General features: G+C 70.9%; 23 protein-coding genes. 16 read left to right on the top strand and 7 right to left on the bottom strand.

Going from position 1 to position 24,224, the window contains the following annotated elements; translation table 11 throughout:
- Window positions 1–171: 171 nt before the first annotated feature.
- Together galK and galE are read right to left on the bottom strand one after the other, a co-directional pair.
- Entirely contained in the window at window positions 172–1,341 is a 1,170-nt protein-coding gene (gene galK / locus C7C45_RS14770) for a galactokinase (protein WP_110564238.1), read from the bottom strand.
- Window positions 1,338–2,324: a UDP-glucose 4-epimerase GalE gene (gene galE / locus C7C45_RS14775; RefSeq protein ID WP_110564239.1), complete on the bottom strand. Its 987-nt coding sequence runs from the start codon at window positions 2,322–2,324 to the stop codon at window positions 1,338–1,340. The genes galK and galE overlap by 4 nt, the downstream gene beginning before the upstream one ends.
- A gap of 194 nt (window positions 2,325–2,518) precedes the next feature.
- Between galE and C7C45_RS14780 the strand changes: the two genes are divergently transcribed.
- From C7C45_RS14780 to C7C45_RS14805, 6 genes are all read left to right on the top strand, one after another.
- Window positions 2,519–3,592, top strand: a complete 1,074-nt coding sequence (locus C7C45_RS14780) for a hemolysin family protein (RefSeq protein WP_110564240.1) — start codon at window positions 2,519–2,521, stop codon at window positions 3,590–3,592.
- Window positions 3,593–3,625: 33 nt separating this feature from the next.
- Entirely contained in the window at window positions 3,626–4,651 is a 1,026-nt protein-coding gene (gene trpS / locus C7C45_RS14785; protein WP_110564241.1) for a tryptophan--tRNA ligase, read from the top strand.
- Window positions 4,652–4,664: 13 nt separating this feature from the next.
- Window positions 4,665–5,246: a 2'-5' RNA ligase family protein gene (locus C7C45_RS14790; protein WP_110564242.1), complete on the top strand. Its 582-nt coding sequence runs from the start codon at window positions 4,665–4,667 to the stop codon at window positions 5,244–5,246.
- Between the two features lie 79 nt (window positions 5,247–5,325).
- Window positions 5,326–6,252: a YihY/virulence factor BrkB family protein gene (locus tag C7C45_RS14795; protein WP_110564243.1), complete on the top strand. Its 927-nt coding sequence runs from the start codon at window positions 5,326–5,328 to the stop codon at window positions 6,250–6,252.
- Between the two features lie 17 nt (window positions 6,253–6,269).
- Entirely contained in the window at window positions 6,270–6,638 is a 369-nt protein-coding gene (locus C7C45_RS14800; RefSeq protein ID WP_167454723.1) for a GntR family transcriptional regulator, read from the top strand.
- A gap of 112 nt (window positions 6,639–6,750) precedes the next feature.
- Window positions 6,751–7,188, top strand: a complete 438-nt coding sequence (locus tag C7C45_RS14805; protein ID WP_091394593.1) for a hypothetical protein — start codon at window positions 6,751–6,753, stop codon at window positions 7,186–7,188.
- Window positions 7,189–7,342: 154 nt separating this feature from the next.
- Here the strand turns inward: C7C45_RS14805 and C7C45_RS14810 are convergent, their stop codons facing one another.
- The 3 genes from C7C45_RS14810 to C7C45_RS14820 form a co-directional block, all read right to left on the bottom strand.
- Window positions 7,343–8,974, bottom strand: coding sequence for a glycoside hydrolase family 13 protein (locus C7C45_RS14810; protein ID WP_110564244.1), 1,632 nt, complete (start codon window positions 8,972–8,974; stop codon window positions 7,343–7,345).
- A gap of 32 nt (window positions 8,975–9,006) precedes the next feature.
- On the bottom strand, window positions 9,007–10,053 hold the full coding sequence (locus tag C7C45_RS14815; protein WP_110564245.1) for a LacI family DNA-binding transcriptional regulator: 1,047 nt from the start codon (window positions 10,051–10,053) through the stop codon (window positions 9,007–9,009).
- Window positions 10,054–10,204: 151 nt separating this feature from the next.
- Window positions 10,205–10,810 (bottom strand): TetR/AcrR family transcriptional regulator, encoded by a 606-nt coding sequence (locus C7C45_RS14820; protein WP_208641170.1) that lies wholly within the window; start codon window positions 10,808–10,810, stop codon window positions 10,205–10,207.
- A 96-nt stretch (window positions 10,811–10,906) separates the two neighbouring features.
- On the opposite strand from C7C45_RS14820, the gene C7C45_RS14825 reads away from it, so the two are divergent.
- The 9 genes from C7C45_RS14825 to C7C45_RS14865 all read left to right on the top strand — a co-directional run bounded on the left by C7C45_RS14825 (window position 10,907) and on the right by C7C45_RS14865 (window position 21,306).
- On the top strand, window positions 10,907–11,917 hold the full coding sequence (locus tag C7C45_RS14825) for a hypothetical protein (RefSeq protein WP_208641171.1): 1,011 nt from the start codon (window positions 10,907–10,909) through the stop codon (window positions 11,915–11,917).
- A gap of 102 nt (window positions 11,918–12,019) precedes the next feature.
- Complete coding sequence (locus C7C45_RS14830) at window positions 12,020–12,361, top strand: hypothetical protein (protein WP_110564247.1); 342 nt, start codon at window positions 12,020–12,022, stop codon at window positions 12,359–12,361.
- A gap of 276 nt (window positions 12,362–12,637) precedes the next feature.
- Window positions 12,638–13,705: a BMP family lipoprotein gene (locus tag C7C45_RS14835; RefSeq protein ID WP_110564248.1), complete on the top strand. Its 1,068-nt coding sequence runs from the start codon at window positions 12,638–12,640 to the stop codon at window positions 13,703–13,705.
- Window positions 13,706–13,952: 247 nt separating this feature from the next.
- Complete coding sequence (locus C7C45_RS14840; RefSeq protein ID WP_341866492.1) at window positions 13,953–15,500, top strand: ABC transporter ATP-binding protein; 1,548 nt, start codon at window positions 13,953–13,955, stop codon at window positions 15,498–15,500.
- A gap of 76 nt (window positions 15,501–15,576) precedes the next feature.
- Window positions 15,577–16,953, top strand: a complete 1,377-nt coding sequence (locus C7C45_RS14845) for an ABC transporter permease (RefSeq protein ID WP_110564250.1) — start codon at window positions 15,577–15,579, stop codon at window positions 16,951–16,953.
- Window positions 16,954–16,956: 3 nt separating this feature from the next.
- Complete coding sequence (locus tag C7C45_RS14850; protein WP_110564251.1) at window positions 16,957–18,237, top strand: ABC transporter permease; 1,281 nt, start codon at window positions 16,957–16,959, stop codon at window positions 18,235–18,237.
- 143 nt (window positions 18,238–18,380) lie between these two features.
- Entirely contained in the window at window positions 18,381–19,085 is a 705-nt protein-coding gene (locus C7C45_RS14855) for a cytidine deaminase (RefSeq protein WP_110564252.1), read from the top strand.
- A gap of 145 nt (window positions 19,086–19,230) precedes the next feature.
- Complete coding sequence (locus tag C7C45_RS14860; protein ID WP_110564253.1) at window positions 19,231–20,514, top strand: thymidine phosphorylase; 1,284 nt, start codon at window positions 19,231–19,233, stop codon at window positions 20,512–20,514.
- Window positions 20,515–20,625: 111 nt separating this feature from the next.
- On the top strand, window positions 20,626–21,306 hold the full coding sequence (locus C7C45_RS14865) for a DUF4272 domain-containing protein (protein WP_110564254.1): 681 nt from the start codon (window positions 20,626–20,628) through the stop codon (window positions 21,304–21,306).
- Between the two features lie 2 nt (window positions 21,307–21,308).
- On the opposite strand, the gene C7C45_RS14870 is transcribed toward C7C45_RS14865, so the two are convergent.
- Window positions 21,309–22,319: a putative RNA methyltransferase gene (locus tag C7C45_RS14870; protein WP_110564255.1), complete on the bottom strand. Its 1,011-nt coding sequence runs from the start codon at window positions 22,317–22,319 to the stop codon at window positions 21,309–21,311.
- Between the two features lie 111 nt (window positions 22,320–22,430).
- Between C7C45_RS14870 and C7C45_RS14875 the strand changes: the two genes are divergently transcribed.
- Window positions 22,431–23,504 carry an adenosine deaminase gene (locus C7C45_RS14875; RefSeq protein ID WP_110564256.1) on the top strand — a complete coding sequence of 358 codons (1,074 nt, stop codon included), beginning with the start codon at window positions 22,431–22,433 and terminating at the stop codon, window positions 23,502–23,504.
- Window positions 23,505–23,508: 4 nt separating this feature from the next.
- On the opposite strand, the gene C7C45_RS35010 is transcribed toward C7C45_RS14875, so the two are convergent.
- Window positions 23,509–23,802: a hypothetical protein gene (locus tag C7C45_RS35010; RefSeq protein ID WP_244200387.1), complete on the bottom strand. Its 294-nt coding sequence runs from the start codon at window positions 23,800–23,802 to the stop codon at window positions 23,509–23,511.
- Window positions 23,803–24,224: the final 422 nt, after the last annotated feature.

The raw sequence follows: 24,224 nt of genomic DNA on the forward strand, positions 1-24,224 counted from the left end.
GCCTTTGCTCTGCTTCAGCGGAGGCAACACCGCGCGTCCGATATCCGGACACCGAGTGTTGCCTCTGTTGAAGCAGAGCAAAGCCCCGAACACCCTCGCCACCCACAAAGGGATGTCCAGCGATCAAGCCCATGCCTCGCCGACGGTCGCCCTCACACAACGCCTTGGGGGTTAGTTCAGGCGGGTTGCTCCGGGGGCTGGGAGGACTGTCACGGTGCCGGGGGCGGTGAAGCCGCGTTCGGCGTACGCGGCGGTGACCGCGGCGGCGACCGCGTCGGCGCGGTCGACCTCGACCAGGGCGAGGACGCAGCCGCCGAAGCCTCCGCCGGTCATCCGGGCACCGAGCGCGCCGGCCGCCAGCGCCGCCTCGACCGCGGTGTCGATCTCCGGCACGGTGATCTCGAAGTCGTCGCGCATCGAGACGTGCGACGCGGTGAGCAGCGGGCCGATGTCGCGGACCCGGGCGGCGCGGAGCAGCGCCACCGTGTCGAGCACCCGCTGGTCCTCGGTGACCACGTGCCGGACCCGTCGCCGGGTCTCCTCGTCGTCGAGCTTCGCGAGCGCGTCGTCGAGCTGGTCGACGCCCACGTCCCGCAGGGCGGCAACGCCGAGCGCGCTGGCGCCGGCCTCACAGGAGCGGCGGCGGGCAGCGTACTCACCGTCGGCGTGCCGGTGCGGTGCCCGGCTGTCGACGACCAGCACAGCCAGCCCGGCGGCGTCCAGGTCGAACGGGATCTGCTCGACCGACTCGTCGCGGCAGTCCAGGAAGAGGGCGTGCCCGGCGCGGCAGCGGATCACCGCGGACTGGTCCATGATGCCGGTCGGTGCGCCAACGTAGACGTTCTCCGCCCGCTGCGCCAGGCGGGGCTGCAGTTCCGGGGACAGCTCCAGCCCACCCAGGTCGAGCAGGGCGGCCAGCACGGCCGCCTCCAGCGCGGCCGAGGAGGAGAGCCCGGAGCCCAGCGGCACGTCGGAGGCGATCGCCATCCGGGCGCCCGGAACCGGATGACCTGCCTCGCGGAGCGCCCACACCACCCCGGCGACGTACGCGCCCCAGCCGGTCACCCGACCCGCCTCGGCAACGTCGTCCGCCCCGAAGGTGATCGTCTCGTCGGAGAGCTCGGACCAGGCCGTCCACTGCTCGCCGTCCTGCCGGTCGGCGGCGACGACCGTACGCATCGGCAGCGCGAAGGGCAGCACGAACCCTTCGTTGTAGTCGGTGTGCTCGCCGATCAGGTTGACCCGGCCGGGAGCCGCCCACCGGCCGGCGGCCTGGTTGCCGAACTGCTCGGCGAAGCCGGCGGCGGCACGCTCGGCGACGTCTCCGGTGGAACGGGTCATGACTTCTTCTCCAGGATGTGCGTGCGGTAGAAGGCCCACGCGTCGCCGACCATGTCGTGCAGTGTCGGCTTCTGCGGCACCCAGCCCAACTCGTCGCGGGCCAGTGCGGAGGAGGCCACCAGCTCGGCCGGGTCGCCCTCACGGCGCGGCGCCACCTCGACGGGCAGTTGGTGCCCGGTGACCTCGCGGACCACGTCGGCGACCTGACGGTTGGTGAAGCCGTTGCCGTTGCCCAGGTTGTAGATCCGGTGTTGGCCGCCGGTGGCGGCGTCCAGTGCCAGCAGGTGCGCCCGGGCCAGGTCGGCGACGTGGATGTAGTCGCGGACGCAGGTGCCGTCCACGGTGGGGTAGTCGTCGCCGAAGAGCTGGAGTTTGTCCCGCCGGCCGGCGGCGACCTCCAGGGCGATCGGGATCAGGTGTGTCTCCGGGTCGTGCCGTTCGCCGAGCGCGACGTCGCCGTCGAGGTGGGCGCCCGCCACGTTGAAGTAGCGCAGCGACACGGCGGCCAGCCCGTGCGCGATCGTCTCGGAGGTGAGCGCCATGTCGACGGCGAGCTTGGTGGCGCCGTACGTGTTGGTGGGTGCCTTGACCGCGGTCTCGGTGATGGGCAGCTCGGTGGGGTTGCCGTAGACGGCGGCGGTGGAGGAGAAGACCATTCGCGGCACCCCGGCGGCGCGGACGGCGTCGATCAGGGCGAGCGTGCCGACGGTGTTGGTCTGCCAGTACAGCTCCGGCTTGACCATCGACTCACCGGCGGCGATCAGAGCGGCGAAGTGCAGCACCCCGTCGAAGCCGGCGTCCGGGGTGAGGATGCGGGCGGCGCCGTGGATGGGCGCCTCGACGTGGGTCGCGTCCGGGGCGAGCGCCTCCCGGTGGCCGGTGCGCAGGTCGTCCAGGACGACCACCTGGTGGCCGGCGTCGAGCAGCATTCGGGTCACCACGCTGCCGATGAAGCCGGCGCCCCCGGTGACGAGCAGTTTCACGTCGTTGCCTCCTGCCTGGCCCGCCCGGGACGTGGCCGTTCGGTGATCACCCTAAGGCGGTGGCCGGCACCCTCGCCGACGCCACCGCCATCGTCATTTCATCATAATCTCTCATGATTAAACAGAGCCGAACATCTGCGGTCCGTCCGCGTGATCCCCGGTGTGGTGAGCCAACGGTGTCTACCATCTCTGTCATGCGGGAAGCGGCCCGTACCGGGCTCCGGCGACGCGTGCGGGTGCGGCCCCGCCGCGACCCCGGTCCGCTCGCCCGGGCCGTCGCCCGGGTGCTGGTGCGCGCCGCGGACGGTGCCACCCGACTCGTCACCGACCTGCTCGGGACCGGCCCGGCGGCCGGTCGGGAGCGCATCTCCGAGGCCGAGCTGCGGGACCTGGTCGCGGCGAACACGGTGCTCGACCCGGACGAGCGGCGCATCATCGACGAGGTCCTGGTAGCCGGTGCCAGCCTGATCCGCGAGGTGATGATGCCGCGCACCGAGGTGGTCTTCCTCCCGGCGCGACTGACCATCGCCGAGGCCGCCCGACTGGTACGCGCCGAAACGCACACCCGCTACCCGGTCACCGACGGCACCCACGACGACGTCGTCGGCTTCGTGCACCTCCGTGACGTGCTGCTGCGCCCGGACACCGATCCGTGCGTCAGCGTCGGCGAGTTGGCCCGGGAGGTGAAGCGACTCCCCGGCAGCAAACGGGTGCTACCCGCGCTGACCGAGATGCGCCGGGAGGGCCAGCACCTGGCGGTGGTGGTCGACGAGTACGGCGGAACCGCCGGCATCGTCACCCTGGAGGACCTCATCGAGGAGTTGATCGGCGAGATCCACGACGAGTACGACGCGACCCCGGACCCGGTGCACGCCGGCCTGCCGGCCGTGGTGGACGGCCGCCTCAACCTCGCTGACTTCGCCGAACGGACCGGGGTGGTGCTCCCCGCCGGGCCGTACGAGACGGTCGGCGGGTTCGTGATGGCCGCGCTGGGCCGGCTCCCGGTGACCGGCGACGAGGTGCCGGTGCCCGGTGAGCCCGCCGACGTCGGCACGCCCGACACGGTCGACCCGCCGGGTGGCTGGCTGCTGCGAGTGCTCGCGTTGGACGGCCGCCGGGTGGCCCGGCTCGCGGTCTCCGCCGTTCGAGTGCCCGAGCAGCACCGCCGGGTCGCAACCAACCCGACGCGCCGGGTCGGCGCGGACGAAGCACCCGAGGTCAGCACCCCGACACCGGCGGGCCGCGGCCGACCCGCCGGCCCGTCATGACGGACCCGGTTGCTTGCTGACAGAATTATCGCCATGTCCGACGTTCCCGCCCGCCCCCGCGTCTTCTCCGGAATCCAGCCGACGGCCGACTCGTTCCATCTCGGCAACTATCTGGGCGCGGTGCGGCACTGGGTGGCGCTGCAGGACACCCATGACGCCTTCTACTGCGTGGTGGACCTGCACGCCATCACCGCGGGGCACGACCCGGCGCTGTTGCGCCAACGGACGCGGGTGGCCGCCGCCCAACTCTTCGCGGTCGGGCTCGACCCGGAACGCAGCACCCTGTTCGTGCAGTCGCAGGTGCCCGAGCACCCGCAGTTGGCCTGGGTGCTCGGCTGCATCACCGGCTTCGGCGAGGCCAGCCGGATGACCCAGTTCAAGGACAAGTCGCAGAAGCAGGGCAACGAGCGGGCGAGCGTCGGGCTGTTCACCTACCCGGTCCTGCAGGCCGCCGACATCCTGCTCTACCAGGCCAACGCGGTGCCGGTCGGTGAGGACCAGCGCCAGCACCTGGAGCTCTCCCGGGATCTGGCCCAGCGGTTCAACTCGCTGTTCGGCCCGACGTTCACGGTGCCCGCGCCGCACATCGTCAAGGACACCGCGAAGATCACCGACCTGCAGGACCCGACGGCGAAGATGTCCAAGTCGTCGTCCTCGCCGGCCGGCATCATCGACCTGTTGGAAGATCCGGCCCGGTCCGCGAAGAAGATCCGCTCCGCGGTGACCGACACCGGTCGGGAGATCGTCTTCGATGCCGAGACCAAGCCCGGTGTGTCCAACCTGCTGACCATCCACTCGGCGCTCAGCGGCCGCAGCATCGACGAGTTGGTGGCCGCGTACGCGGGCCGCGGCTACGGCGACCTGAAGAAGGAGCTGGCCGAGGTGGTGGCGGAGTTCGTCCGCCCGATCCAGGAGCGGACCCGCGCCTACCTCGACGACCCGGCGCAACTGGACAAGTTGCTCGCCAGCGGCGCGGAGAAGGCCCGCGCGGTGGCCGCGGCGACCTTGCGGTCCGCGTACGAGCGGGTCGGGTTCTTCCCGCCCGTGCGCGGCGAGTAGCTCCGCGGAACAGGTGGACAGGGCGGTGGCCGGAGGGGCGGCGCGAGGCGTGGATCGCAGTGGCGGGGTGCAGCCGACCGGCGACACCATCCAGATCGGCATCGCGGTGGACATCCCCGAGCCGTGGGGTGCCCAGCTCACCCGGCGGCGGGTCGAGGCCGGCGACCCGCTGGCGGTGCCCGCGCACGTGACGTTGCTCGGGCCCACCGAGATCCGGACGGCCAACCTGGCCGCCGTCGAGCGGCACCTGGCCGCCGTCGCCGCCGCGCACCTGCCGTTCGCCCTGCACCTGCGGGGCACCGGCACGTTCCGCCCGGTCACGCAGGTGGTGTTCGTCGCGGTGGCCGCCGGGATCAGCGAGTGTGAGTTGCTGGCCGCCGCCATCGCCGCGGCGCCAGGCCTGCACCGTGAGCTCCGCTTCCCGTACCATCCGCACGTCACCGTGGCGCAGGACGTGGCACCGGAGGCCCTGGACAAGGTGTACGAGGATCTGGCCGACTTCTCCGCGATGTTCGAGGTCGAGGCGTTCACGCTCTTCTCGCACAGCGGGCAGGCCCGGTGGCAGCCGCGTCGGGACTTCCGCCTCGGCGACTGAACCGTCGGCGACGCGCCGGCCGGTGAGTATCGGGAGCCGGTTGCCACTACGGCGGTGGGAGATCGGCGAGGATGATCGCGTGAACGTGATCGGCCGGATCGAAGCGGGCATCGACCGCTGGGTGAGCGCCGCGCGCCGCCGGTCGCGGCTCTTCGATCACGTGTGGCGGGCCGGCGCGTTGTACGCCGAGGTGCTGGCCGGGCGGCTGGCCGCCGCGATCGCCTACTACGGCTTCTTCGCGGTGTTCGCCCTCGCCCTGGTGGCGTTCTCCGTCTTCGGCGCGATTCTCGAGGACAACGACGAGGTCAGTGCGGCGGCGGCCGACTTCCTGAAGGAGAACCTGCCGTTCCTGGACGCCGAGCAGATCGCGAACTCCAGCGGCACGGTCGGCGTGGTCGGCCTGGTCATCCTGGTCTTCACCGGGATCGGGTGGGTGGAGGCGATCCGGTCGTCGCAGCGGTTGATGTACCAACTCAACCAGCAGCCGGGAAACCTGGTGGTGCGGCGGCTGGTCGACCTGGGCGTGATGATCGGTGTCTTCGTGCTGCTCGGCGTCTCGGTGGCGGCGGTGGACGCGTTGGAGTCGCTGCTGCGTTTCCTGCTGCGTAGCACCGGGTCGGTCGGTCTGACCACGATCAGCGCGGTGCTCAGCGTGCTGATCAACGCGGTGCTCGCCACCGCGTTGCTCCTCGCGGTGCCCCGGCTGCGGATGAGCCGGTCCCGGCTGCGCCCGGTGGTGCTGCTGGTGGCGATCGGTATCACGCTGCTCAACACGGTCGGGCGGTACTACGTGGTGCGCACCGAGCGCAATCCGGCGTACACGGTGGTGGCCGGCGCTGTCGGTCTGCTGCTCTACCTCTACCTGCTCAACCAACTGGTGCTGTTCGGTGCGGCGCTCCTGGCGACAAGTACGAACGGGCGGGTGGTGGACCTGGCGGAGGCCGCCACGCCGCCGGGAGAGGTCGACGAGGACACCGATCCTGGTACGCCGGGCGGTGCGAGCTGATGACGGAAGGTGTGTAGGTGCTGATCTCGGTCGACCCGGACTCGTCGGTGCCCCCGTACGAGCAGGTGCGCGGACAACTCGCCGAGCTGATCGGCGACGGTCGGTTGCCGGTCGGCAGTCGACTGCCGACCGTCCGTCAACTCGCCGCCGACCTGCGACTGGCCGCGAACACGGTGGCCCGGGCGTACCGGGAGTTGGAGGCTGCCGGGCTGCTGGAGACCCGGGGGCGCAACGGCACCTTCGTCGCCCCCGGCCGGGACGACGCCGTCGATCGGCTGCACCGGGTTGCCGTCGAGTACGCCGCCGAGGCCCGTCGGCTGGGTGTCGCCCCGGACCGTGCCGTCGCCCTCGTCCGCGCCGCCCTCGACGCCACCCGGCACGACTGAGCCGAGGAGGGTACCGGTCCGGGCCGGCTGACCGGCCGCCGATCGAGCGCCGGACGGGCGGAAACTGAGCCGAAAGGCGTCGGCGCTCGCGTTCGCGGACCATGATGAGCCGGTGGGCGCACTCATGACACTGGACCTGCCGGCCGACTCGCCGCTCCTCGGTCTGCCGTGGATCATCACTTTCGGCCCGCTCGGCGATCTCGACGAGTGGGAGCCGGTGGTCTGCGGGCCGTACGAGCGACCGCACGCGTTGGCGCTGGCCGAGGCGGTGGTGGCCGAGGAGCAGTTGATGGCGGTGGTGGAGCCGCTGCTGCCGGCGCTGTCCGCCGACGAGATCCGCAGTGAGATCGCCGCGGCGCAGGTCGCCGCCGAGGACGAGGCGAGGCAGGTCGAGGGCGCCGACCTGTACGGCGACTTCGAGGACGTGATCGACGAGGAGTTGGACGCCGCCGCCGACGAGGCGGGTCACGGTGAGCCCGCCGAGCCACCGGACGAGGCCGAGGTACGCGCCGGCTTCACCCGGATCGCGGCGCTGCTCACCGCGAAGTGACGGACCGGGCTGGCACCGACGAGCACCGGCGCCGCGCGGAGCGGACTCCGCGTGGCGCCGGTGCCACCTCACCCCCCACCACAAGGGGCCGGTAGCCCAGTCGCCCGCCGGCGCGGGGCACGACGAACGACCAGGTCGAGTACGAGTTACCCGTTCAGTGCCGTTCCAACCAGGCGGCTGCGTCAACGGGCAGCAGATGGCCGGAGCCCTGCCCGGTGAGCGTATCGCTGGCGACGAGCGGCTGACCGTACCCGTCGATCAGGACCGGCGCGCCGCTGAGGTTGACCACGCAGGTCAGCGTGGTGTCACCCGCGGTGCGGGAGAAGGCCAGCACACCCGGCCCGCTCTCCAACCAGGTGACCCCGTCGGCGTCGAGGGCCAGCGCCGGGTGCGCGTGGCGGATCCGCAGCGCCGCCCGGTACAGCTCCAGCGTGGAGCCGGGCACGCCGGTCTGCGCGGCGACGGACAGGGCACGCCAGGTCGTCGGGGCGGGCAGCCAGCTCAACTCGCTGCCGGCCGGCCCGAAGCCGTACGGGGCCACCTCGCCGCTCCACGGGATGGGCACCCGGCAGCCGTCGCGGCTCTCGCCGGTGCGCAGGAACGCCGGGTCCTGGCGCAGCTCGTCGGGGAGGTCGAGGACCTCGGGCAGGCCCAGCTCCTCGCCCTGGTAGAGGTAGGCGCAGCCGGGCAGGGCGAGCATCAGCAGGCTGGCGGCGCGGGCGCGGCGCAGCCCTTCGGCGCCGTCGCCGTAGCGGGTGACGTGCCGCTGTTTGTCGTGGTTGGACAGCACCCAGGTGGTCGGGGCCCCGACCACTGTCGCCTCGGCCAGTGCCGTGTCGATCACCTTGCGGAACGAGTCGGCCGACCAGGTGGCGTCGAGAAAGTCGAAGCTGAACGCCTGGTGCAGCTCGTCCGGGCCGATGTAGCGGGCCAGGCGCTGCGGCGTCTCGGCCCACGCCTCGGCGACCGCCATCCGGCCGCCCGGGTAGCTGTCCAGGATGGGCCGCCAGGCGCGGTAGATCTCGTGCACCTCGTCCTGGTCGAAGTAGGGCAGCCGGCCCTTGCCGAGCAGTTCGACCTGACGCTGGCCGGTGGTGATCGTGCTGAAACCCACGTCCGGCAGCCCGTCGGCCTTGATCATGCCGTGCGCCACGTCGATGCGGAATCCGTCCACGCCCCGGTCCAGCCAGAACCGCAGCACGTCCTCGAATTCGGCACGGACCTCCGGGTGGCGCCAGTTCAGGTCCGGCTGGGCCGGGTCGAACAGGTGCAGGTACCACTGGCCGTCCGCGATCCGGGTCCAGGCTGGGCCGCCGAAGATGCTCTCCCAGTCGTTCGGGGGCAGCTCGCCGTGTGCGCCCTGACCCTCGGCGAAGAGGTAGCGGGCCCGCTCCGGCGAGCCGGGGCCGGTGGCGAGGGCGGCGGTGAACCAGCGGTGCGCGCTGGAGGTGTGGTTGGGCACCAGGTCGATGATGATCCGCAGGCCGAGGGCGTGCGCGTCGGTGATCATCGCGTCGAAGTCGGCGAGGGTGCCGAACATCGGATCGACGTCCCGGTAGTCGGCGACGTCGTACCCGCCGTCGACCATCGGTGAGGTGTAGAAGGGCGTCAGCCAGAGCGCGTCCACCCCGAGGTCACGCAGGTACGGCAGGCGGTGCCGGATGCCCTGGAGGTCACCGGTGCCGTCGCCGTCGCTGTCGGCGAAGCTGCGGACGTACACCTGGTAGACGACTGCGGAGCGCCACCAGTCGTCGTCGGTGTGGGGTGGGCCGGCGGTGCTGATCATCCGAGCAATATGCCGCCCGGGAGCTGCAAGAGTCAAGCAGATCTTGCGTAAGACAATCGTGCGGTGGTCGGGACGACGGCGGTGGATCCGCGCACCACCAGCTCCGGTCGGAACAGGTACTCCGAGTGCGGAGCCCCGTACCCGTTGATCTCGTCCACCAGGGCCCGGACGGCCGCCACCGCCATCGCGGTGACCGGCTGCCGCATGGTCGTCAGCGGCGGGTCGGTGAAGGCCATCAGCGGTGAGTCGTCGTAGCCGACCACGGAGAGGTCGTCGGGCACGCTGAGGCCGCGTTGGCGGGCGGCCCGGATCGCGCCGAGCGCCATCAGGTCGGAACCGCAGACCACGCCGGTGACACCGCGGTCCAGCAGGCGGCCGGCCGCCGCCTCGCCACCCTCCACGCCGAACAGCGACAGCTCGGCCAGTGGACCCAGGTCGGACTGCGCGACACCGGCCAGTCGAGTCATCGCCGAGCGCCAGCCGGACACCTTGCGCTGCACCGGAACGAACCGGTCCGGGCCGGTGATCAGGCCGATCCGCCGGTGCCCGAGCGCGACCAGGTGGGCGACCGCCAGTTCGGCGGCCTCCCGGTCGTCACAGGAGACGAAGGGGGCGCCGATGTCGGGCACGTACCCGTTGATCATCACGACCGGCAGCGGTCGGGCGAGCAGCGCCCGGTAGCGGTCGTGGTTGGCGGCGGTGTCGGCGTGCCGGCCGGAGACGAAGACGATCCCGGAGACCTGCCGGTCCAGCAGCATCTCGACGTACTCGTCCTCGGTCACGCCGCCGGCGGTCTGGGTGCAGAGCACCGGAGTGAACCCGCTCTGCGCCAGTGTCGACTCGATGACCTGGGCGAAGGCGGGGAAGATCGGGTTGTCCAGCTCCGGCACCACCAGGCCGACCAGGCCGGCGCTGCGCTTGCGCAGCCGGGCCGGGCGCTCGTAGCCGAGCACGTCGAGGGCGGTGAGGACGGCCTGCCGGGTCTCCGGAGCCACGCCTGGGCGGTCGTTGAGCACCCGCGACACCGTGGCCTCGCTGACCTCGGCCTGCTGGGCGATGTCGGACAGTCGAGCGCGCATGAGCGGCACTTTAGCCCACCGGCAAGTTCTTGCCGGGTGCTCTGCAAGCCCTTCCATAACCTGCAAGGTCTTTCTAGTGCCCTCGCAGCATGCGAGGGGTGAGCTCGGGCTCGCGCCCCTGCTGGTCGGTGCGAAGGTTCGTCGCGGGGGTTCAGGACGATCGCGGGGTCGCGCCGAGCAGGGCCGCCACTCCGGTCAGGTAGGTCGCGCGGTCCGGGACGCCGGTCAGCAGGCGCTGGATGTACCAGCCCGGGACCAGGCCGAACAGCGCCGCCCCGGTGGCGTCCGGGTCGGCGTGGGCGGGGAGTTCGCCGGACCGCTGGGCCCGCCGGACCAGGGCCGTGAAGTGCTCACGGAGGCCCGTGTACGTCTCGGCGACGAAGGCAGCCAGTGCCGGGTCGCGCTGCGACTCGCCCCAGACCTGGATCGCGATGCGCAGCGCACCATCCTCGTCGAGCTGGGTCTCGATGTACGCCAGCATCCGGTCGAGCACCGCCAGCAGCGGCAGCGGCGGGTCCTGCCGGGTCAGCTCGGTGAGCACCTGACCCGCACCGCCGATCGCCTGCTCGGCGATCGCGTTGATCAGGTCGGTCTTGCTCGGGAAGTAGCGGTAGACCGCGCCCACCGAGAGATCGGCCTCGGTGATCACGTCCTGCATCGAGGTGCGGTGGAAGCCCTCCCGCAGGAAGCACCGGCGGGCGGCCTCGACGATCTGCCGGCGGCGGGCGGTGCGGTGTTCTTCGGAGACCCGTGGCACGTCGCACAGTGTAAAGCGAACACTCGTTCTTGACGTAGCCCCGGCTCGCGGCGCACTCTTCTAGAAAAGAACGAGCGTTCGTTTTAGGAGATTGCCATGCCCCCGTCACCCACCCGCAGCCGCTCGCCGTTGCAGCTCGCCCTCCTGGTCGCCCTCCTTGCGGTGGCGGTGCAGGCGCTGCTCGTACCACTCTTCGCCGCTCCGGCGGCCAACATCGCCCCCCGCGACCTGCCGATCGCCGTTGCCGGGCCGGCACCCGTGGCCGGGGACCTGGCCGGCCGGCTCGCCGCGGCCCGGCCCGGCGCGTTCGTGGTGACCACCCTGCCGGACGCCGAAGCGGCCGACCGGGCACTGCGCGACCGCGAGGTCTACGCCGCCTTCGTCGCCGGCCCGGACGGTGTGGCCCTGCATACCGCGCCGGCCGCCAGCCCGACGGTCGCCGCACTGCTCGCTGAGGCGGCCGGGCAGGTCTCCGCCGGCCGGCCGGTCCCGGTGGTGTCGGTGGTCCCCGCCGATCCGGACGACCCCCGGGGCGCCGGATTCGCCGCCGGCTTCCTGCCGTTCGCGATGACCAGCCTGCTGGCCGGTGCGCTGCTGACCCTGCTCGTGCGCGGGCGGACCGCCCGGCTGGCCGGGTTGGCGGCCTACGCCGTGCTCGCCGGGGTGGCGGGCGTTGTCGTGCTGCACGACTGGCTTGGTGTGATCGACGGGAGCCGGCTCGCCGAGGGGGGCGTGATCGGCCTCTTCGCGCTCGCCGCCGCGGCCACCGTCGCCGGGCTGGGTGCGGTGCTCGGCCGGCCGGGGATCGGGCTCGGCGCACTGCTGGTGTTCCTGGTTGGCAACCCGCTCTCGGCTGTCTCCGCCGCTCCCGAGCTGCTGCCGCAGCCCTGGGGCGAGATCGGGCAGTGGCTGCCGGTCGGCGCGGGCGGCACCGCGCTGCGCTCCGCCGCCTTCTTCGATGGCGCCGGTGCCGGGCAGGCGGTGGCGATCCTCGCCGGGTACGCAGTGGCAGGGCTGCTCCTGGTGCTACTCGCCCGGCGGGCCGGATCGGCGCCGGTGGTCGGCGGTCCGGCGGCGGCCGAGCGCTCCGCGGTGGCCGCGGCCTGATCGGTCCGGCCGCAGGCCGGGTGCCTGCTCGTCGGGCGGGGGCGCGCCGGGTCGGCGCGCCCCCCTACTACAAAGTGTCGTTGATAGGGGAGGATGTGTCCCGTGGAAGCGTTGAGACTGATCCTCCTCTATGTCCATCTGATCGGCTTCGCCCTGCTGCTCGGCGGCTCGATCGCCCAGTACGTCAGCGGCCGGCTGCGGGTCAACCCGGCCATGCTCTGGGGGGCGGTGATCCAGTTGCTGACCGGTATCGGGCTCAGCGCGCCGCTGCGCGACGGTGACGAGCCGGCGCCGGCGAAACTTGTGACGAAGTTGGTGATCGCGCTACTGATCTTCGTCATGGTCTTCTTCTCCCGGAAGCGGGACGTGGTAAACCGCGGTCATTTCCTCGCGATCGTCGGTCTGACCCTGGTCAACGCGGCGGTCGCGGTCTTTTGGCGGTAACGTCCGAGGAGGGACCGGCCCCGAAAAACCGGACGTTGCGGACGCCCTGGGACTCGCTTACCAGCACTAAGAGTGACTTGCCCCACGCAAGGGTTACACCCGGGTAACAGGCGCTCAACAGTCGTGCACGATTGTCGGCCGGTGGGTGGGCGCGGGCGTACGCTCCCGTCCGTAACGTGGGACAGCCGGCGGCACACCGCAGGTCGGCTGATGGGCTGCCACCGCACTAGGCGCGGTGTGCAATGGGAAGGAGACGTCTTGCGCTCGGTGCGTGGGATGCGGATCGCCTCGATCTTCGCGGTGGGTGGGCTCGCGCTCACCGCCGCCGCTTGTGGCGAGGCCCCCAAGGATGACAACAACGCCGGCAGTGGCGCCAAGAAGTTCAGCGCCTGCATGGTGACCGACGTCGGCGGCATCGACGACAAGTCGTTCAACACCTCGGCCTGGAAGGGTCTGCAGGAGGCCAAGGCCGCCAACGACAACATCGACATCAAGTTCGTCGCGTCGAAGGCCGAGGCCGACTACGAGCCGAACCTGACGCAGTTCGTCAACCAGAAGTGCAACTTCATCCTGGCGGTCGGTGGCCTCATGGGCAACGCCACGAAGAAGATCGCGGCGGCGAACCCGAAGCAGGAGTTCGGCATCGTCGACTCCAACTCCGAGCTGGACAACATCTACCCGATGCAGTTCGACACCGCCCAGGCCGCGTTCCAGGCCGGCTACCTGGCCGCCGGGATGAGCAAGAGCGGCAAGGTGGGCACCTACGGTGGTCTGCCGATCCCGCCGGTGACCATCTTCATGGACGGCTTCGTCGACGGCGTGGCGTACTACAACCAGACCAAGGGCAAGAACGTCCAGGCGCTCGGTTGGAACAAGCAGACCCAGAAGGGCTCCTTCACCAACGACTTCGCCAAGCAGGACGAGGGCAAGAAGGTCTCCGACGCGCTGGTCGCCCAGGGCGCGGACATCATCATGCCGGTCGCCGGCGGCTCCGGCCTCGGCACCACCGCCGCGGCCAAGGCGTCGGGTGGCAAGTACAGCACCATCTGGGTGGACGTCGACGGCTGCGAGAGCACCCCGGACTGCTCCGCGATCGTCACCACCGTGGTCAAGAACATCCCGGACGCCGTCAAGGAGGCGGTCGTCAAGGCCGCCGCGGGCGACAAGCTGCCGGCCAAGCCGGGCTTCGTCGGCACCCTGGCCAACAACGGTGTCTCGCTCGCCCCGTACCACGACTTCGAGGGCAAGGTTCCGGCCGAGCTGAAGGCCGAGATCGACAAGATCAAGGCGGACATCGCCGCGGGCACCATCACCGTCACCTCGCGGGCCCAGCCGACCAAGTGACAACCGGCCGGCCTCTCCGGTGAGATCATCGGAAGGATCGGCGGGGACAGGTACGACCGATCGGCCGCTCTGGCCCTGCGGGTGACCCGGGGTCGGAGCGGCCGATCGCGCACCACGGCGGCCAGGCCGGTCCGGTCGGGTTGACGGCAGCTAGGCTGCACCATCGCTCGCACTCCAGGAGGTTGCGCTGAGACTCGAACTGCGCGGCATCACCAAGCGTTTCGGTGATCTGGTCGCCAACGACCACATCGACCTGACGGTGGAGCCTGGAGAGATTCACGCCCTGCTCGGCGAGAACGGTGCGGGCAAGTCGACCCTGATGAACGTGCTCTACGGGCTCTACCAGCCCGACGAGGGCGAGATCCTGGTCGACGGCAAGCCGTTGAAGCTGAAGGGCCCGTCCGACGCGATCGGGGCCGGGATCGGCATGGTGCACCAGCACTTCATGCTGGTGCCGGTCTTCACCGTCGCCGAGAACATCATGCTCGGCGCCGAGCAGGTCAAGGGCGGCATCGCCGGCTTCCTGGACCGCCGTCGTGCCCGGCGCGAGGTCACCGAGGTGTCCGAGCGCTACAACCTGCAGGTCGACCCCGACGCGGTGATCGAGGACCTGCCGGTCGGCATCCAGCAGCGCGTGGAGATCGTCAAGGCGCTCACCCGTGACGTCGACCTGCTCATCCTGGACGAGCCGACCGCCGTGCTCACCCCGCAGGAGACCGAAGAGCTGTTGACGGTCATGCGGTCGCTCAAGGCGGCCGGCAAGTCGATCGTCTTCATCACCCACAAACTTGGCGAGGTCAAGGCCATCGCCGACCGGATCACGGTGATCCGACGCGGAAAGACCGTCGGCACCGCCTCGCCGGAGGCCAGTCGGGACGAGTTGGCCGCGCTGATGGTCGGGCGCAACGTCCGACTCACCGTCGACAAGTCCCCGGCCACGCCGGGCGAACCGGTGCTGGAGGTGGCCGGGCTCGTCGTCGACGACGACCGGCAGATCCGCGCGGTCGACGGCATGGACCTGACCGTACGCGCCGGTGAGGTGCTCGGCGTGGCGGGCGTGCAGGGCAACGGTCAGACCGAGCTGATTGAGGCGATCATGGGCCTGCGCCCGGTGCTCGCCGGCACGGTCAGCCTGATCGGCGACCGGATCGACGGCTGGACGACGAAGAAGGTGCTCCGCGCGGGCGTCGGCTACGTGCCCGAGGACCGCAGCGTGGACGGCCTGGTCAAGGAGTTCAGCGTCGCGGAGAACCTGGTGCTGGACATCTACGACCGGCCGCCATTCGGTGCCGGGCTCGCGCTCAAGCCGGACGCGATCGCGACCTCGGCGAAGGAGCGGATCGAGCAGTTCGACGTCCGCACCTCATCGGCCGACGCGCCGGTGGGCACCCTCTCCGGCGGCAACCAGCAGAAGGTGATCGTGGCGCGGGAGTTGTCCCGGCCGCTGAAGCTCCTCATCGCCGCCCAACCGACCCGCGGCGTCGACGTCGGTTCCATCGAGTTCATCCACAGCCAGATCATCCACGAGCGGGACGTCGGCACCGCCGTCATGGTGGTCTCCAGCGAACTCGACGAGGTGATCGGGCTGGCCGACCGGATCGCGGTGATGTACCGCGGTCGGATCATCGGCATCGTCGGCCCGGACACCCCGCGGGAGGAGATCGGCCTGCTGATGGCCGGCATCAGCCCGGACGCGGCCCACGAGCGCAGCACGGACGCCGCGCCGGCGGATGGCGCGGCCACCGACGGGAGCCCGGCGAGCGACGCGGGCTCCGCGAACGAGGACGAGGCATGAGCGAGCGTCAGCGAGCGAATCACCGTTTCCGGCCGTTGGTGCCTCATGGCGTCACGCAGCGAAGCGGAGTGACGGCATGAGCAACGACCCCACCCCGCAGTCCGGTTCACCGGACAAGGAGCCGGCGAGCGAGGCGCAGGCCGCGCAGAACGCGCTCGGCAACACCGAACGGGCCGAGTTGGCGACCGAGCCGAACACTCCGGCGTCGAAGCCGGAGCCGCAGCAGGAGCCGCGGCCCAGCCTGGGCCGGTTGTTCATCGACAACCTCTGGGCGGCCAACACCTTCACGGTGACTCTGCTGTCGCTGGTGCTGGCGATCGTGGTCGGCGCGGTACTGATGATCATTTCTGATCCGGCGGTGCTCTCCACCTACTCGTACATCACCTCCCGTCCGTCCGACGCGATCAACTCCAGCTGGACGTTGGTCAGCGAGGCGTACGCGAACCTGTTCAAGGGCTCGATCTTCGACCCCGAGGCGTTCGCCGGCTGGTTGGACGGCACCAACAGCTGGCAGGCCGTGCTCGCGCCGATCTCCGAGACGCTCACCTACGCCGCGCCGCTGGTCTTCACCGGCCTGTCGGTCGCGCTGGCCTTCCGTGGCGGCCTGTTCAACATCGGCGCCCAGGGGCAGGCCACCATCGGCGTGATCATGGCGGCGCTGGCCGGCTTCCTGCTGCCCCTGCCACCCGGGCTGCACCTGCTGGTTGCGGTGCTCGCGGGCGCCCTGGGCGGGGCGATCTGGGGTTTCATCCCCGGCATCCTCAAGGCTCGCGCCGGCGCGCACGAGGTGATCAACACGATCATGCTCAACTACGTCGCCACGTACTTCCTCACCTGGCTGATCGTGCAGAACGGCGTGCAGGACCCGAACCGCACCGACGCGATCAGCAGGGCGGTGGACACGTCCGCCCAACTGCCCCGACTGCTCGGTGACAACCTGCGGGTGCACGCCGGCATCCTGCTCGCCGTGCTGGCGACCTGGGCGGTCGCCTGGCTGCTGAACCGCTCGACGCTCGGCTTCGAGCTGCGGGCGGTCGGCGCCAACCCGGACGCCGCCCGCACCGCCGGCATCAGCGTCACCCGGACGTACATCCTGATCATGGTCTTCGCCGGCATCCTGGCGGGCCTCGGCGGCTCGAACATGGTGCTCGGCTCCACCGCCAGCGCGCTGACGCCGTTGGTGGTCGCGCAGATCGGCTTCGACGGCATCCTGGTGGCGTTGCTGGGGCGGGTCAAGCCCTGGGGGGTGCTGCTGGCGGCGCTGCTGTTCGGGGCGCTGCAGGCCGGTGGCAACCGGATGCAGTCGTACTCCGGGATCTCGCTGGAGCTGGTGACCGTGCTCCAGGCGCTGATCGTCATCTTCATCGCCGCGCCGGCCCTGGTGAAGGCGATCTTCCAGCTCCGGGCCGCACGCGCAGCCCGGTTGCAGACGAGCCTGGCGAAGGGCTGGTAGCTGATGTCCACCATGGCTGTCCCCGACATCGCGGTCGCCCCGGTCCGCAAGGGCTTCTGGACCCGGAGCCGCAAGGTTGGCCTCACGCTGCTGGGGCTCGGCCTGTTGGCCGCGGTGCTCTTCGGCGCGCTCGCCACCGAACAGGAAGCCCGGTTCACGCTCAGCGACGACGCGGCCGGCGCCGCGTTGGAGATCAACGGCACGATCGGGGCGATCCTGTTCGGGATCATCGCGATCGCCGCCGGCGCGGCGCTGCTCGCCGGAGTGCCGAAACGATGGTTTCTTCCCGTGCTCGCCGTCGGGCTCGTCGGCTTCGTGCTGTCGTTCCTCTGCTGGCAGGTCTCCGCCGCGCCGGCCGGGCAGAACTTCATGCCGCTCGTCAACATCATCCGAGGCACGTTCATCCTGGCCCTGCCGCTGATCTTCGGCGCGCTCGCCGGTGTGCTCTGCGAACGATCCGGCGTGGTCAACGTGGCCATCGAGGGCCAGTTGCTGATGGGCGCGTTCAGTGGTGCGCTCTTCGGCAGCATCTCCGGCAGTGTCTGGGTGGGTCTGCTCGCCGCGGCCCTCGGCGGCGCGTTCATCTCGCTGCTGTTGGCCGTCTTCGCGATCCGCTACCTGGTCGACCAGGTCGTCATCGGCATCGTGCTGAACCTGCTGGCGGTCGGCGTCACCGGCTTCCTCTACGAGCGGCTGATGCAGACCGACGCGGAGAAGTACAACAGCGCGCCCCGCTTCAGCAACTGGGAGATCCCGCTGCTGAGGGACATTCCGGTGCTCGGGCCGGCGCTGTTCCGCGGCAACATCTTCCTCTACGTCGGGCTGCTGCTGGTGCTGGTGATCCACATCGGGCTGTTCCGCACCCGATGGGGGCTGCGTACCCGCTCGGTCGGCGAGCACCCGATCGCCGCCGACACGCTCGGCGTCAAGGTGCTGCGGGTGCGCTACCGCAACGTGCTGCTGGCCGGCGTGGTCGCCGGAATCGGTGGCGCGTCCTACACGCTGGCGCTCTACTCGTTCACCAAGAACATGATCGGCGGCAAGGGCTTCATCGCACTGGCCGCGCTGATCTTCGGCCGGTGGAACCCGACAGGTGCGCTGCTCGCCGCGCTCTTCTTCGGTTTCGCCGACCAGCTCGCCACCTACCTGGGCGCGATCAGCAGCTCGATCCCCAGCCAGTTCCTGGCCATGCTGCCCTACCTGGCGACCATCCTGGCGGTCGCCGGTCTGGTCGGCCGGGTTCGGGCACCGGCCGCCGACGGCAAGCCGTACATCAAGGGCTGACCGTGATCAGGTGATGAAAAGTAGGTGTCAGGGGCGTCGCTGACCTACTTCTCATCACCTGATCACTGGAACGGGCGCGCGAAGATTGTCCGTTCACCCGGCCCTGGTGGGTCTGAGCTGGGTCACTTCGGCAGAATGGCGGCATGACCGACATTGACTGGGCGCGCTTGCGGGCCGCCGCCACCGACGCGATGCGGCACGCGTACGCGCCGTACTCGACGTTTCCGGTCGGCGCGGCCGCGCTGGTCGACGACGGACGCGTGGTGGTCGGCTGCAACGTCGAGAACGCCGCCTACGGGGTGACGCTGTGTGCCGAGTGCGGCGTCGTCTCCAGCCTGCACGCGACCGGTGGCGGTCGACTCGTCGCGCTGTCCTGCGTCGACGCCACCGGTGAGCCGCTGATGCCGTGCGGTCGCTGCCGGCAACTGCTCTGGGAGCACGGCGGGCCGGAGTGCCTGATCGAATCGAAGACCCGCCCGCTGCGGATGGCCGAGTTGCTGCCGCACGCCTTCGGCGTGGAGGACCTGGAGGCCGTCACCGGGGAGACGCCGGTGCCGGTGGTCCCGGAGCGGCTGGCCGCCTGGCGTGGGCGCGGCACCGTCTTCGTGCACCCGGACATGTCCGCCGGTCAGCAGGTCTGGACGGCGTACTGGGAGCGGTCGGCCGGGGACGACGCCGGCGCCGAGACCGGGGTGCTGGAGGAGGCACCGAGCTGGGACGATCCGGCCGAGGCGATCACGTGGGGCCTGGCCCGGACGCCACGGGTGGTGGTGGTCGACGCGACCGGCACGATCTTCTGGGCTGGTGAGGGCGAGCCGCCGGTGGAGATTCCGGTGCGTTGGTCTTGAGTGTGGTTGCTGTTCGGGGCCGGGGCCGACCGTGCCCGGCTCCGGGCGGTCAGGCTTGATCCCTCCGCCGGGCACGGTCGGCCCCGGCCCCGTCGTGGTCACCGGCCGTGCGTCGGTGCCGCCATTCGACTAGGAAGATCTGCTGATGAGTTCGGGTTTTGCTGCTGTTGACGTTATTCGGGCCAAGCGGGATGGCGGAGTGCTGTCGGACGCGCAGATCGACTGGGTGGTCGACGCGTACACCCGGGGGGTTGTCGCCGACGAGCAGATGTCCGCGCTGGCGATGGCGATCCTGCTCAACGGCATGACCGGGCCGGAGATCGCCCGGTGGACCGCCGCGATGATCGCCAGCGGTGAGCGGCTGGACCTCTCGGCGGTACGCCGGCCGACTGTCGACAAGCACTCCACCGGCGGCGTCGGCGACAAGATCACTCTGCCGCTCACCCCGCTGGTGGCGGCGTGTGGCGCTGCCGTGCCGCAGCTCAGCGGCCGCGGTCTCGGGCACACCGGCGGCACGTTGGACAAGTTGGAGTCCATCCCGGGCTGGCGGGCCACGGTGAGCAACGAGGAGTTCATCGCCCAGCTGGACGAGGTCGGCGCGGTGATCTGCGCGGCCGGCGCCGGGCTCGCCCCCGCCGACCGCAAGCTGTACGCGCTGCGTGACGTGACCGGCACCGTGGAGGCGATCCCGTTGATCGCCAGCTCGATCATGAGCAAGAAGATCGCCGAGGGCACCGGCGCGCTGGTCCTCGACGTCAAGGTCGGCTCGGGGGCCTTCATGAAGTCCGTCGACCAGGCCCGCGAACTGGCCCGCACCATGGTCGAGTTGGGCGGCGCGCACGACGTGCGGACGGTCGCCCTGCTCACCGACATGTCCACCCCGCTCGGCCTGGCGATCGGCAACGCGGTCGAGGTGACCGAGTCGGTCGAGGTCCTGGCCGGTGGCGGGCCGGCCGACGTGGTGGAGCTGACGCTGGCCCTGGCCCGGGAGATGCTCGACGCGGCCGGCCTGCCGGACGCCGATCCGGCTGCCGCGCTGCGCGACGGTCGGGCGATGGACTCCTGGCGGGCGATGATCCGGGCGCAGGGCGGCGACCCGGACGCGCCGATGCCAGCGGCCGCCGAGGTCGAGGTGGTCCGCGCCGAGCAGGACGGATACGTCGCGGCCGTCGACGCGTACGCGATGGGGGTTGCGGCGTGGCGGCTCGGCGCGGGCCGGGCCCGCAAGGAGGACCCGGTCAGCGTGCCGGCCGGCGTGGTGTTGCACAAGCGGCCGGGTGACGCGGTGCGGGCCGGTGACCCCCTCTACGAGCTGCGCGCCGAGGACGCGACGCGGATTCCGGCGGCGCTGGCCGAGGCCGCGAACGCGGTGCGGATCGCGTCGACCGCCCCGGCGTCGACGCCGCTGGTCATCGAGCGCATTGGCTGATCGGACGCGGGCCGCCCGGGCGTGGTGCCGGTCACCTGGGAGCGCTATTGTCGCAGGCCATAGGGGGGATAACCGGCCTTGCGCCGGCGCGAGCAGACAGGAAGATCCGCCGTGACCGTTGCTGCCCCCGACCCACGTCAGGTGCGCGAGGCGAGCCTGGACGAGCTGTCCCGGCTCGGCCTACCGTTGCCGCCGGCCCAGTTTCCGCTGGTCTGGGAGCCGGGCGACGAGATCGACCTGCGCCCCACGGCGGAGATCGAGGCGCGGATCGCCGTGCTGCATCTGATCCTGGCCCGCTGCTTCGGGATGCCCCCGCAGGCGGCGATGAGCTGGCTGCTTGGTTCGCACCTGGTCGAGATGGTCACCCCGCCGGAGTGGCAGTTCGTGATGGGCGGCAAGGGCGATCACCGCTCGTTCGTGCTGCACCACGACGCGCTCTTCGCGCTGGCGTGGGTGCTCGGGCTGAGCAAGCAGCTCGACCCCACCCTCGCCGTCGACGAGCGGCTGGTCGAGCGGCTGCCGCACATCGCCGAGGGGGAGACGTTCCCCCGGTGGCGTTCCCGGATCCTCACGGCCCCGCAGCACCCGGCCGACGCGGCCGCCCTGCTCGACCTGCACTACTGCCTGGACTGGGCGTATCTGGAGACCGAACGCAGCGGCCGTCGGTTGCCCGGGCTGATCGACGCGAACGCGATCGGGCAGCGGCGCTGGGCGCTGGAGTGGGCGGTGATCCTGCGCGGGCCGTACCACGACGAGCCGCCCGGCTGGGAAGAGGTCGACCTCTCCACCTGAGCTCAACGAGGTCGGTACGCGTCCACCCGGACCGCCACGGTCACCCGGACCGGCTCGGGCAGCGCGGCCAGCCGGGCGGTGAGCGCGCCCGGCTCGGTGTGCCACGCGCTCGGGCCCATCCCGACCAGGGTGGCGACCTCTGACCGGGTCAGGGTCAGCTCCGCCCGGTGCACCGTCGAGCTGATCGGTGTGAAGTGCCCGCCCAGGCTCCCGATCACCCGGTCGGCCTTGTCCGGGTCCACACGCAGCAGGTCGAGGGCACCCACCAGCTCGGTCAGGTGGTCGGTGTGGGGCGTGACGACCAGCAGCGAACCGGCCGGGTCGAGCACCCGGTGGAACTCCGGCCCGTTACGTGGGGCGAAGACGTTCAGCAGCACGGCGGTCGAGGCGTCCGCGAGCGGCAGCCGCTGCCAGGTGTCGGCGAGCGCAGCGCCGGCCCGGGGGTGCGCGCGGGCCGCGCGACGCAGCGCCGGCTTGGACACGTCCAGGGCCAGGCCCACGGCCTCCGGCAGCGCCGCCAGCACCGCGCCGAGGTAGCGGCCCGTGCCGGCGCCGGCATCCACCACCAGGGGGTACGCCCCGAAGTCTGGCGTCAGTGGTTCGGCCCGTACCCCTGGTGTTGTGTCCTTTGCTCTGCTTCCCTCCACGCAACAGTTTTGCCCTGCCGCTGTTGCGCGGAGGGAAGCAGAGCAAAGGGTGGATGGAGGAGGCCCAGGGTGCGGCCAGGACATCCGCCGGAGCCGGACGGCGGCCTCCGTCGCGGCTGCGGCCAGGGCAGCCGAAATGACGTCGTAGTGGCCCGCGTCGAGGAAGTCCGCCCGGGCGGCGACCATCTCGGCGGTGTCACCGACGTGCGGGGCGCGCCCCGTGAGCAGATTGACGTATCCCTGCCGGGCGATGTCGAAGCTGTGCTGGCGGGTGCAGCGCAGCGCCCGCGCGGAACCGGCGCTCTGTTCGACCAGTGGCTCCCCGCAGATCGGGCAGCACAGGCGGTCGACGACTCGGGGGTCCATCAGGCGTTCCGTGACCGTAGTTCCACCTCGATCACGGTAGGCCACCGGCAGGTGAGGGTGATGCGCCGGTCCCAGCGGCGGGGTTGACCGCCTCGTGACTAGGGTCTGAGCATGGTCGCGACTATCCGGTATGAGGACATCGTCAAGGTTCCGAAGGCGTTGCTGCACGACCACCTCGACGGCGGGCTGCGGCCGGCGACGATTGTCGACCTGGCCGCCGAGGTAGGCCACGAACTGCCCACCACCGATCCTGAGGCGCTCGGACGCTGGTTCGTGGAGGCGGCCGACTCCGGCTCGCTGGAGCGTTACCTGGAGACGTTCGCGCACACCGTGGCGGTCATGCAGACCCCGCCCGCGCTGCGCCGGGTGGCCCGTGAGTGTGCACTGGATCTGGCCGCCGATGGAGTCGTCTACGCCGAGGTGCGCTTCGCCCCGGAGCAGCATCTGGAGCAGGATCTGAGCCTGGACGAGGTGGTCGAGGCGGTGTTGGCCGGGTTCGCCGAAGGCACCGCCCAGGCCGTCGAGGCGGGCCTGACCATCCGGGTGGGCACGCTGCTCACCGCGATGCGCCACGCCGCCCGCTCCCAGGAGATCGCCGAACTGGCCGTGCGGCACCGGGACGCCGGGGTGGTCGGTTTCGACATCGCCGGCGCCGAGGCGGGCTTCCCGCCCACCCGGCACCTGGACGCCTTCGAGTACCTGCAGCGGGAGAACTTCCACTTCACCATCCACGCCGGCGAGGCGTTCGGTCTGCCGTCGATCTGGCAGGCGATCCAGTGGTGCGGCGCGGACCGGCTCGGTCACGGGGTGCGGATCATCGACGACATCGCCCCCGACGGTGCGCTCGGCCGGCTGGCCGCGTACGTCCGGGACAAGCGGATCCCGCTGGAGCTGTGCCCCTCGTCGAACGTGCAGACCGGTGCGGTGGCCTCGATCGCGGACCACCCCATCGGCCTCCTGCGGGACCTGCGCTTCCGGGCCACCGTCAACACCGACAACCGGCTGATGAGCGGCACCTCGATGTCGCGGGAGATGGCGCTGCTGGTGGAGACGTTCGGCTACGGCTGGAAGGAGCTGCAGTGGTTCACGATCAACGCCATGAAGAGCGCCTTCATCCCGTTCGACGAGCGGCTGCGGATCATCGATGAGGTGATCAAGCCGGCGTACGCCAAGCTGCTGGCCTGAGGGGTCAGCCGTGCGGGTGGCCGGCGAGCAGGCCGGCCACCCGGTGCAGCACCTCCCGGGCACGGGCCGCCTCCGCGCCCAACCCGGTCTGTCGGCGCAGCACGGCGGGCTCGGCCCGGAGCAGCGCGACGCCGCGCCGGACGAGCACCCGGGGCGCTTTGCGCTGTTCGGACAGGTCGCGGGCCAGTCGGCGCAGGAAGGTCGCCCCGCGCGGCCGGCGCAGCGCGTACGCCCCGGCGAGCAGTCCCCGGCGACGGCACTCCGCGACGATCTCGGCGGCGAAGATCCCTTCAGCCACGAAAAGTGGCGATCCGGCGACATCAAATGACCGGGTGGCTACCCGTCGATCTGCGCCGATTGCATAAACCGGCACATCAGCCCGGCCCTCGCGCGCTAGTTGAGCAATGATTTCCACCGCTGCGGGGGCGTCCCAGGACAGTGGCGATTCCCAATCCACCTGGCCGTTTCGTCGCGGCAACGTAGGGTCGTCGCCGTTCTTGTAGAAGTCGTCCAAGCAGAGCACCGGTAAGCCGGTTTGCTGCGCAATGTACGACTTTCCGGACCCGGAAGGGCCGGCGAGGAGGACAACGCGGTGCGGATGTTTCATTACCTTCAGTTACTCCGGCCAGACGGACTGCTATCAAATCGCATCAACATCTCATCACACCTTCGGCAGGTGACAACCTGGGCTTTCTTCTTGTCGACCGGCGTGATGGAATC

This window comes from Micromonospora arborensis, from assembly GCF_003205615.1.
In the GTDB taxonomy this organism is placed as follows: domain Bacteria; phylum Actinomycetota; class Actinomycetes; order Mycobacteriales; family Micromonosporaceae; genus Micromonospora; species Micromonospora arborensis.